At 43.6% G+C, this 10,635-nt stretch carries 11 protein-coding genes; 10 read left to right on the forward strand and 1 reads right to left on the reverse strand.

Annotation, left to right across the window (positions count from 1 at the left end):
* The 3 genes from R7Q39_RS28400 (at position 1) to R7Q39_RS28410 (ending at position 1,947) form a co-directional block, all read left to right on the forward strand.
* A complete protein-coding gene (locus R7Q39_RS28400) occupies positions 1-627 on the forward strand; it encodes a hypothetical protein (RefSeq protein WP_225477893.1) in 627 nt (208 codons plus the stop codon).
* 189 nt (positions 628-816) lie between these two features.
* Complete coding sequence (locus tag R7Q39_RS28405) at positions 817-1,443, forward strand: hypothetical protein (protein WP_225477895.1); 627 nt, start codon at positions 817-819, stop codon at positions 1,441-1,443.
* Positions 1,444-1,452: 9 nt separating this feature from the next.
* Positions 1,453-1,947, forward strand: coding sequence for a hypothetical protein (locus R7Q39_RS28410; RefSeq protein WP_225477897.1), 495 nt, complete (start codon positions 1,453-1,455; stop codon positions 1,945-1,947).
* 73 nt (positions 1,948-2,020) lie between these two features.
* On the opposite strand, the gene R7Q39_RS28415 is transcribed toward R7Q39_RS28410, so the two are convergent.
* Positions 2,021-2,890 carry a hypothetical protein gene (locus R7Q39_RS28415; RefSeq protein WP_225477899.1) on the reverse strand — a complete coding sequence of 290 codons (870 nt, stop codon included), beginning with the start codon at positions 2,888-2,890 and terminating at the stop codon, positions 2,021-2,023.
* 136 nt (positions 2,891-3,026) lie between these two features.
* Here R7Q39_RS28415 and R7Q39_RS28420 point away from each other — a divergent pair, with 136 nt between their 5' ends.
* The 7 genes from R7Q39_RS28420 to R7Q39_RS28450 all read left to right on the forward strand — a co-directional run bounded on the left by R7Q39_RS28420 (position 3,027) and on the right by R7Q39_RS28450 (position 10,437).
* Positions 3,027-5,051, forward strand: coding sequence for an ATP-dependent helicase (locus tag R7Q39_RS28420; protein WP_225477901.1), 2,025 nt, complete (start codon positions 3,027-3,029; stop codon positions 5,049-5,051).
* A 62-nt stretch (positions 5,052-5,113) separates the two neighbouring features.
* Positions 5,114-6,358 (forward strand): DNA cytosine methyltransferase, encoded by a 1,245-nt coding sequence (locus R7Q39_RS28425; protein WP_318077168.1) that lies wholly within the window; start codon positions 5,114-5,116, stop codon positions 6,356-6,358.
* A gap of 15 nt (positions 6,359-6,373) precedes the next feature.
* Positions 6,374-6,685 carry a hypothetical protein gene (locus R7Q39_RS28430; RefSeq protein ID WP_225477904.1) on the forward strand — a complete coding sequence of 104 codons (312 nt, stop codon included), beginning with the start codon at positions 6,374-6,376 and terminating at the stop codon, positions 6,683-6,685.
* A 175-nt stretch (positions 6,686-6,860) separates the two neighbouring features.
* Positions 6,861-7,676: a hypothetical protein gene (locus R7Q39_RS28435; protein WP_225477906.1), complete on the forward strand. Its 816-nt coding sequence runs from the start codon at positions 6,861-6,863 to the stop codon at positions 7,674-7,676.
* Positions 7,677-7,771: 95 nt separating this feature from the next.
* Positions 7,772-8,320 (forward strand): hypothetical protein, encoded by a 549-nt coding sequence (locus tag R7Q39_RS28440; RefSeq protein ID WP_225477908.1) that lies wholly within the window; start codon positions 7,772-7,774, stop codon positions 8,318-8,320.
* Positions 8,321-8,334: 14 nt separating this feature from the next.
* Complete coding sequence (locus tag R7Q39_RS28445) at positions 8,335-10,005, forward strand: DUF6884 domain-containing protein (protein WP_225477910.1); 1,671 nt, start codon at positions 8,335-8,337, stop codon at positions 10,003-10,005.
* A 123-nt stretch (positions 10,006-10,128) separates the two neighbouring features.
* Positions 10,129-10,437 carry a hypothetical protein gene (locus R7Q39_RS28450; RefSeq protein WP_225477912.1) on the forward strand — a complete coding sequence of 103 codons (309 nt, stop codon included), beginning with the start codon at positions 10,129-10,131 and terminating at the stop codon, positions 10,435-10,437.
* Positions 10,438-10,635: the final 198 nt, after the last annotated feature.

Consider the following 10,635-nt stretch of genomic DNA (forward strand, 5'->3'; position numbering starts at 1 on the left):
ATGAAATACTCACGAAAAAACCTTTTACGTACAGTCATACTTAATGCAGCCATCGACCCTAAAAATATCGCAGCATTCGCATTATCAATCTTCTTTACTGTCAACGCCGTTGTATCGCAGGGAAAAATCGCATTGATTGTATGTGCAGTAGCGAGCCTTTCGACATACATAGCACTGGTTGTATTTACAACACAGCGAAAAGCAAAGCAGTATGGTGCGTTGTACTTCTCCGCGTTACATCGTTATCAAATGGACGTTGTTGAATCTCAGCTAGAGAATTTGGAAGATTCGCCTTTAGCAAAGGACTCAAGATCACTGCTAAAAATGTACTGGGACATGAGACTATCGGGAAATTTATCGGACTCTCGAAAAGACACTCTCGCTGATGCATCTGAACGCTATTTCCAGATCATGACGACTTCACTAAATGCGATTAATAGACTTCCTGACGATAGCCAGGCGATTCAGATTGAAAAGAAAAAACTAGCTGAATTGTCGGAGTCTTACCGTTCAGCTCTTATCTCAGAGTGTGTAAGACAAACATCGGCAGGCAATACTTCTCAATTTAATGAGCTGATCAGTGAACTTGAGTCAATCAAGTTTTCAAATGAGTATGTGACACAATAAATTGCTCCAAAGGAGTTCCCTTCCCCCACCTATTGGGAACTCCTTGAATGACTCCTACCAACAGAACCTACCTCACTATTTTTTTTAAGCGTTATAATTTATCATTAACTCTAAATAGAGCTTGTTGCGGGAATCGGATTGCCGATTAAAGTATTGGTTATTACGAGTTAATGACTAAGTGAGAACAAAATGGCTCAACCATACTTTATCCCCACACAAGACCAGCTAAGTACAATGGAATCCGTCTTGGGTAAGCATCTTATAGGTAAGAATTTTCACCTTAGAAATATCGTCCTTGAGATGCTGCAGTATTCAGAGGGTGAAACTCAGTGGCTAAGTGCGCAATCAAAAGACTTGCCCTTACCATCCAGTGAACAGTGTTCACGCTATGAACGCGAAATTCCAGAGCAATTATGGGTTTACACAGATCCATCTGTCAGCCAAGTTTTAATCCATTTTACTAAACCAAGCTGTTTGGAATCTCAATACGATAAGCAAGATGCAGATTTGGTGATCTATGACTCTGAAACCCCTTCTCAGCCGCCCATATTTGAAAGCAATGAATGGGCTTACATTGCCAATCTTTACACCGTACAGGCGGTTACAGTAGCAATGCCATCAATCGAAGAATATGGCGTTGATATGGCCGCGACAGATACCGGTTGCTTGGAATTCTTGAGTGAACAGCTTTTCCTAAAGCAAGTTGACGAGAGCTTTTGCCCTGCTCCATCTAATCGTGGTGATGACGGTTCAACGACAATTTGGATTGAATTAACACGCAATCGCTCAGAGTCCCACTTAACATCGAAAGAATAGGTACCGAAATTGAACAATTACAAGCTCCTAATGGAGCTATCTGGAAAAGTAACTGATAGAGCCAAACTGCTATTAGTACACGCTAGAAAACTCCAAGTAGTAGGCATACTTCTACTTGGTATTGGTATTTACGGATTTGATCTGTATGCAATCTTCATCGGTGCTTCCATTTGGTATTTTCAACACATAACAAAGAGCGCGGGTGACCATTTTCATGCATCGTCAGCAAATGTAACGATGAAGGTATACAAAAACCCTGAGAACTATCCTCCATTAAATGTTTGGCTGGTTCCGCATGAAGGCCGGGAGATCACCCCTGACCATTACGATGAACTGGAAAAACTGGTGCTTGAAGTTAATGAGGACTTCATAACGAAGAAAGTACAGCAGGTCTACGATTATCGAGGCGGTAAGGTCACCTACTATGACTTGGCCAATATCATCTTTCTGACCGAAGGCATGGTTCGTTACAAAGCTATTCGTCAAGCAGAAGGAAGTTTTTAACCGTAGTCTGCAATTGAAAAATTGGTACCTATTTCTAATCCATAAAGAAAGGCGCATCTATGCGCCTTTTCTGCTATTTGAGGTAATGGCTTGCTCTGTTTCGCACTTCGTAAACAAGTTCAATTAGGCGCGACTTATAAGGTGCATGGTCATCAATTTGGCCCACTTCTTCTGTGAAAGCTGCCACAATAGAATGCTCACTGTCGTAGAACTGTTCATGTTCCCCCCATAGCTGAACCAATTGTTCAACTAACCAGTGATCATACTGCACAAGGTTCTCTTTTTTCTTCAAGATGTCTTTTTTTAGTGTTTGCGATACAGCCAGTTTTATTGGGTTAACCTGATGTACTGGTAAGAAACCATCGATTATCCATGAATTGAGAAGGTTTTTAACCAGGGCATGTTTCGGGGACTTTAGTTTGTTCGTTACTGGCTGGCTAATTCCCCTCGCTAGACTTTTGAAATAGCCGTTACTTACAAATTCGTCAGACATTAGTCGCAGTACGCCATGACAAGTATCATGTTCACTGTTCAACATATTCTCGAAGAAGCTTTCTACGCTTGAGGTTCCAAATCGTTTAACAAGGTTTTCCGGTATCTGGTAACCCATTTGCAGCATGTATTCAGCTATCTGATGTGAATGGTAATCGCAGCCTTCTATTTCCATTACTTCATAAAGGAGTCTGCCTTTTATCATATCGGCAAGTTTCTCTTGAGAGATGTTATGACTTAAATTGACTAATCCGAACCCTAATGGCCTTAAACTACGCAAGAATCTAGCGATATGGTTACTATGAATAACATCAGCTGTACCACTGTGGATTTGGAGCACTAGGCTATCTACTACCGTTCTAGTATCGGCGTCTAACTCAGTCTCTTTTACCTTCCTCAGCAGTTCTAATAATGGTGCTTTCTCATTGTTCTTGATTAACAGGTAGTGCATTTCTTAATCCGGTTGCTGTACATTAAGAAACGATACTACCACGCTATCAAAATTTAATGTTAGCCACATAGGGGCTCTTGCGGCATATATATCTGCCTGCATACTAGTGAATAGAGAAAAGTTTAAGGTATAGCAAATGAATAGAACATCCGAGCAAGACGCTATTGTCTCGTTTAACTCAGGAAATGCACTGATCGACGCAGGCCCAGGTACTGGCAAAACGACTACTTTAATTGAGTTCATTTTGGAACAAGTCAAAACGATGCCGGCTACCAATATGTGCGTCCTAATGTTCAATAGTGACATCGCAACCGAGTTCACTGCGCGTATCAAAGCTAAAAGATTGGCAGATCTTCCATTAATCAAAACCTTTCACGGTTTTTGCTACAGCGTTTTGCGTAATTCTGGCCACCTGAATCGAATTGGCTTCGAACTTAACATGGACACTGGACCATTCCAGCTGTCATTAGCTAGGTCTGCTCTTAAAGTGATTGCCGCAAACACGAGAAGCAAGAAGATTGCATCCGTTATTGGTGATAGCAAAACTGCAGATACCCTATTGTCGTTTGTCGGCCTCGTGAAAGCGATGATGTTACCTGTAAAAGAAGTGTTTAACATTATGGGGATCAACCAAACTTACTCGTTTTTAATCCCTGCATTTTATGAGTTTGAAAAGGCTCGTTTGGCCGAAAAAGTATTGTTCTTTGATGACTGGTGTCCTGAAACCGTAGCTCTGTTACGCAAGGACGGACAGCTAAGAACTCAATACCAGTCAAAATTCTCTAAAATTTTGATTGATGAATTTCAAGACATTAATGCCTCCCAGTATGAGCTGGTAAAGCTGATTAAGGCCCAGAATACTTCTCTAATCGCGGTCGGAGACATTGACCAATCGATTTACAGTTGGCGCGGTTCAAACCCGGGATTTATGCTAACTTTCGAGAAAGATTTCCCGCCGTGTACAAAGCTGACATTAAGTAAGACGTTCCGTTATGGTCACCGTTTATCTCTGGCTTCAAACCACCTGATTGTGAACAACCAAGAACGATTCGACACTTTGACAGTTTCTGCTCCAGGTACACCAATTACAAATGTTGAAGTCTGCCCTACAGGTACGCCAGCAGCTGACGTTATCGAATCCATAAACAAACACTTAGAATCCGGTGGACAACCTGCAGACTGCGCCGTCCTGATCCGCCGTTGGTCACAGTCCATGCTTTTCGAGTTATCGTTCCTGCTTCGAAGGGTGCCGTATAAAATGCCCCCAGAATTCGCATTACCAAACACAAGAGAGATTAAGCTTCTCACTACTCTACTAACTTTTGTAACCGGAAACGATAAGGTGCTTGATTCGGAAGCGCGCAGCACACTTATTTTCGACCTTCTCCGGTTCCCTCACACTTACGTGCCGAATAAGAAGCTGATGGAGCTTTCACGCCGCTTAAGTGGCATTGATGTAGAGCATTGGGTATCCGCGATAGATACCATTCAATTAGCTGATACCACCAGCAAAACCCGTTACGAAAACGTAAGGGAACGCCTGTATATCATCGACACATTGAAGGGAATGAAAAATGCCTCTGCCCTTGATGTTTTTGATGCGTACCTTGACGAGTCAAACATGTCTGAATGGTTGGCCAATAGCGCGACAAGTGATGCTGAACTGGCAGAAGCAGAAGAACGATTTAACTCACTTGCGACCGTATTAAGAAGCCTGAAGCTTTCACCAGCGGATGCACTCTCTTACTTCCAACGACTCATCAATTTGTCGCAACAACAAACAAAGAATAATTACGGTGTAACACTGACCACCATTTTTCGTTCAAAAGGCTGTGAGTATGACCTTGTTCTACTGCCGTTTTGGGATGCGGATACCATGCCTATTAAGAAAAAGTCAGAAACTGGTTTAGGTGTTGATGAAGAGGAAGAGCGACGACTGGCATATGTAGGCATGACAAGGGCTAAAAAAACCGTTCGGATCTTTCACGCCAAAGCTCAAGAGGGCGAGCATCACCTTACTAAAGCAAGTAAATTTATTCGTGAGTCGGAAATTGACCTATCCATTGCTCTCTGTAATGCCGTGACAGAGAGAACGGAATTACCCGAACGCTCTACCCCTACTTCACTTCGTTACCACGAAGCTATGGTCGCTCAACGCTGACTTGTGCGATTAGACTTCTAGCGGATACTGACCCATATCAAATACGTTATGGGTCAATCACAATGAACAAACTACCACTTTTAGAGCTATGTACAGGTATAGGCGGATTTCACCTTGCCGCACAGCAAAACGGTCTTATAGAAACGATCTGCACCGCTGAAATCGACCCATATAATACAAAATTGATTGACCGTAACTTCAATCTAGATAACTGCGGTGATGTGTCTGAAATTGGTCTTCCTCGCGCCTATCACAGCCATCAGGCACTTATAGACGAGGATAAGGTGCCTGTTGATGAAACTGGCTTCACAAGCCTTTGTATGGAGGATTTCATGGAAGGAATATTGCCCTTCCCAACTATCCTATCTGCTGGCTTCCCATGTCAGGATGTGACTCCAGCTAATACCAAAGGCAATCATGTCGGCATCAACGGTGCGCGATCTGGCCTAGTGCACGACATTCTTAATATCGCAGAAGACTTGGAAGTTCCGTATTTGGTTTTTGAAAACTCAAGCAACCTCTTGAACCGTGGGCTTGATGTGATTCTTATGGAACTTAACAGACTTGGTTATATCGTTGAGTGGGAGGTCATTGCAGCGACTGCGTTTGGCTACCCACATTACCGCCATCGCACTTATATCGTCGCGTATCTGCCAACGACAGCTGTCGCTCGTGGTAACCGCCGTATCTTCGATACGGTACGTAAGCAAGCGAACAAGCAACCGAACCACTTTATGCCCCTGCCATCAGAAGATCCAGAATACATCCTCAATGCAGCCGTGGTAAAAGAGCCTCGTTCAATTAAGCTGAGAACAAAGCGTATCAACGGCGTTGGCAATGCTATTGTTCCAGCTATCGCTAAGGCAATATTTGACGCCATCACAGATGCTGAGTTTGCCCCTGTAAAACCAAAACAGCCAAAATCACGCAAGAATGAAACTTACATGGCATCCAAACTTGCTGCTGGCTGGGGTGTATCTCAACTCGATATTTTTTCTATGGACAATCAAGAACTGGTAACGAACATGCCATCACGTGGCATTCTGATCGGTGGTAACATCTATACTGGAGAGCCTGATCGCAATCTTAACCCAACCAAAACTACTTTCCCGGATTTGCTGTCTACATGCATTGCAAAGGACGGCAACAACAATTTTACTTCCGGTAGCCGAATGTCACGGCCCGGTAAATTAGGCGGGTTGATCGGGGATATACAGCGCCTTGGTGCGACTGAGGGTGGCCTTAACCCTGTGTTTGCAGAACGTATGTTGGGCTATCCAGAGAATCACACACGATTGGCTTACTAACAGAAGGGAACACAAATGAAGTATTTTGCTTATCTGGTACTACAAATGGGTGTGTTTACATTCTTACTGCATCCGGTAAAGGCATCGTATGCGGTTGAATTTGCCATAGCAGCGATGAACATATTAGCCATAATCTCTCTGTACAGGATTGTCACCCCTAAAATTAGACCGATGGTGCAACATAAATTGGCCGCTGTTGTTCAACAACCAGTGAAAACGCCAATCGACCTATTGAGAAACGATTCATATGAATCAATGGTGGTGTTTGTCCTTGCAGTTGGTCCATCTCTACTTTCATTCGTGGCTTATGTCCAACTCTTCAAATAGTCACTAAGCATTTCCCATCTAGCGCGTTTTCCAATGTGAGAGATACTTGTTGTCAGTTCAATTGAATGGGTTGGCAACCAGTTCCTTCCCTTCAAATTATCTCTCAAACTATCTGGCATCAAGAGTACCACTTAAATCGTGATTTCTTGGTGCCTAATGAATACGGAACAGCAAAATGAATCACAAAATACACTTTTCGGGTCAACTAATGGGAATTCGCTCAACAGATAAAAACCTTCCCGTAGACTTCGATAATAAAATCATGATTTACGGCGGGACACCGTTTAAGTTTGTCGAATCAATTCTGTGGACGTTCCATGTTACCGGCATTGCTACACCGGAAGAATTTGCACAATCACCCCTTTCAGAATCCCATCAAGATGTCTCTTTTGACTATGAAAGCTTTATCACGAACTGCTACAAAGAGTTTCGTTTAACAGAGGACTGTGACCAATATTACAAAGCAATTTATCCACTAATTCGTCGCAGCGCCTCTGAGATCAAAGAACAGTGGTCAGGTAACGAGGAAGTATTTCTTCACCTTTACGGCCTGGAGCACGCCGTGAATTATTCTATACATCGCCCTTACCAAAATGAGGTTGAGCTTAAATATCTTGCATCGCTTGGCGAGTACATCAAGGAAGTCATGAACAAACCTGCAGATTCGATGACGATGAAAGCTTACAAACAAGCCGTTTTCCGAATTGGTCAGTACCTCGAACTCGAGATGAATGCAACCGTTGAAGGGGTGCTTCAATATATCAATGGCGTCATTTCTAACCCTGCTTCGGCCACCAGTGATACGTCATTTATTGCTGGCATTCGGCATATCAGAGGTAACTCCAACTTTGCTAGTCATATTACACAGGCCTTTTATGACGATATGAGGGATGCTAAGGACAAGCAATTAAACTCTATGTTTGAGACTGACAAAGAGATTGTTGTTGAAGCCATAAAACAGCGTGTTAACGACTGGCGCAAAGCTGCATAACTTGACCATGCAGGTTGGCAGCTTGCCAGCCTGCAGCCTCTGGCGCGATTAGAGAAGTGTCAGAAAATAGAATCTCAAGCACAGGAGATTCCACGATGAAACTATACGACTACCTATTACCTCACCTACAACACGTTAGCCACACTCCCCTTTTTCAAGATCAGACACGTGTCTATCAATCGCAAGATCTTACTCTATACCGTGTATTCGATGATGGTGATATTTGTCATGAGCAATGCCTTATAAGCGGCAATGGTCGATACTCTGATGATAGTTGGGACAGTGCTTACGTGAATCCTGAAATCCATCAAATTGTCTCTCTCCACCAGCATCCTAAAACATGCGCGACGGAAGCCCCGCGTGTGTCCTTATGCCTATTTTCATTCCCAAGCAAAGAAGAAGCCCAGAAGCAGTTCAACACCGAGTACTGCAATGTTCTATTTGCAGGCTATGTAACAGAAGCCCACGAGATTGAAGTTATCTACAACGACATAGCCCGTCCCTTCGACTCACTGGAAGACTGGCCACATTTCGTCAAGCAGCTTCTAATCGAGCATCCATTTATCGATATTGGCACCAGTTCAAGCATTCCAGACAGTAAAGATTTTTCGTTAGAACTGTTTCACTCTCTACGAGCGGCATAACTATGGTAGAACCAATGGCTAAACCACTTCTAATCATCGGTTGCAGCGACAATAAAGCTCAAACCGAAGCCCAAGCATTCGACCTATATCTTGGCCATGTGTACGAGTTAATTCGTGCGAACATAGATAATGTTCACGATCACTTTGAAGTGCTTATACTGTCAGGTCTGCACGGCCTGATTCATTCCAAACAGGTCATTGGTCATTATGACCAGCAAATGCCTAAGCGAACCCAAACAGCGGCGATGGAAGCGTATGTTGATAAGCACACTGCAGGCACTAATAAACTGTTGAAGCAATACGCTGAGAAATCCCGCGATTTGTTTGTCGTTTTGTCCAATGATTACCTAAAAGCCTTCGACATGATGACTAAAAAGCCAAGCTCCCAGAAGCTGCTTAAAACCTTCAATTCGACGTACTTTTGCCGTAAACATATTGGTGTTGGAGTTCTCAGAGGTCGATTAAAAAAGATCCTCAATAATGTACCGAAACCATTCTCACCTGTCTTGTATCGTTCAGGCTTAGCGTCAGCTGACGAGTTCACTGGCTATTCTGCTGCCAATGCTTGCTTAGGCGCTTCGCTTGCCTACGTGAGCGACATCAAGCAACCTCACTTACTCGACATGATGAAACAGTCATTGATGAAGGGGAACCGTGCTTTTCTCGACAATGGCGTCATCACCGAAGTTGGCAAAGGTAACTTCGTAGAGCCGCAAGAAGTATTCTCGCGGTATAAGCGTATCGTGGAGTCTTTCAAAGGCCATGCTAAAAAGCTAAGTATCGTCATACCAGACAACCCATTCGACCCAGCGGCCAGCTTAGCGATCGTCAAAGAAAACAAATCGGTGATTAAGTGGTTAGCACGTCGTTGTGATGTGATTCTGCCGATTCATAAGGCACCAGACATTGGCCAGCACGCTATGTCCATGATGAAAGCACTAAGTTTTGCACCTATTCGCGTCGGTATACCCTGCAAAAAGTACATTTCGACTATTGAGGTTGTTGATGGCCAAGAGGTCAAAGTCAATGTACCCGTCAGATTGTCACCTTTGGAAATTGAACAGCTCTTTGAATTAAAGGCGCCGAATAAGGAGAGGCTATTTACTGGGGCTCATTTTCTAGCTTGTTCCGAAGTAACCCGAGGTGGTGTCTATGAAGAACGAAAAACTCTCGCGCATATCCACGGCTTTGATGCAAGTTTCGATGCCTGCCGAACTGCAGCCGTTCTAGGGAATGAGAAGTCGTCATCGCGCATTGGTTCCCAATTACTGCGTGAGGTAAACGTAGAAATCACTAAAGATAAAACGCTCCGCTCCACTGAATATGCAAGACATGATTGCACCGAGGAATATGAAGACCCACTTGCTTTTACTTCGGCGGCAGAGGCTATCGAGGAAAATGTGTTTGCTTTTGTCGAGCTATGGAATGAATCAATGGAAGCAGTTTGGGAACTGGATGTATCTGACATGCAGGAAGAAGACGCGAAAGAGTATTGCTTAAACCTATTGTGCAGTTTTCCCCGCGATATAGAAGACCAGCTTCTTAAGGGGCTAAAGCTTGCTTATTGGCAGTCATTCACCTGCCGCCATCATCAAGCGACCAATTTTGAAAAGCGAACGGAAACATTCACTCGGTTGTTCTCTGACGGTCAGCGCGTAGCGATTCAAACAACCCTACCTATCTAAACCAAACTCTAAAAATGGCGCGGCGGTTACGTGGCGCCTTTCAACCATCAAACCTAAATCTAAGCATCTTGCGCGATCCACTAACTCGCTTTTAATGGAATCAAAGCACAGGAGATAACGCTCATGACAAAACAAAATTCGAAACCTACAACGACAGGTCAACTTAAGCTTCGCGTTGGAACATTGACTCATAGCTACGCTATCGAGACAGAGGAATACATTGATGTGGTTGATCTAAAGGATGCCAGAGAGAAATGGCGAGAACACAAAGAACAGCAAGATTACAACCGTTACACCTTGGGCGGTGACGTTTTTGATGGTGATGAAGTCGTTGCAGTGTTCTCACCTAATGGCCGCTGTTTCAAGCCTTCTGATAAGGGTAACGAGTACTTCAAACGTCTTCCATCTGACGAACTAATTGACATCGACTAATCACAAACTGCCCCACCAACAAGACCCGTGGGGCTAAAAAATCAAATATAGAGAGTATAAAAATGGCAGCTATTCACCCTGATGAAATCCTTATAAACCGTTCTAATCCAAATCAAACAGTGGTTACCGCCCCTGATGGTTCACTGCTTGGTGAGTTTGAACCCCATTTCACAGACATCCAATTGCGTCGCTCTTGGA

It is taken from the genome of Vibrio sp. 947, from assembly GCF_033339115.1.
GTDB classification, from domain to species: Bacteria; Pseudomonadota; Gammaproteobacteria; order Enterobacterales; family Vibrionaceae; genus Vibrio; species Vibrio alginolyticus.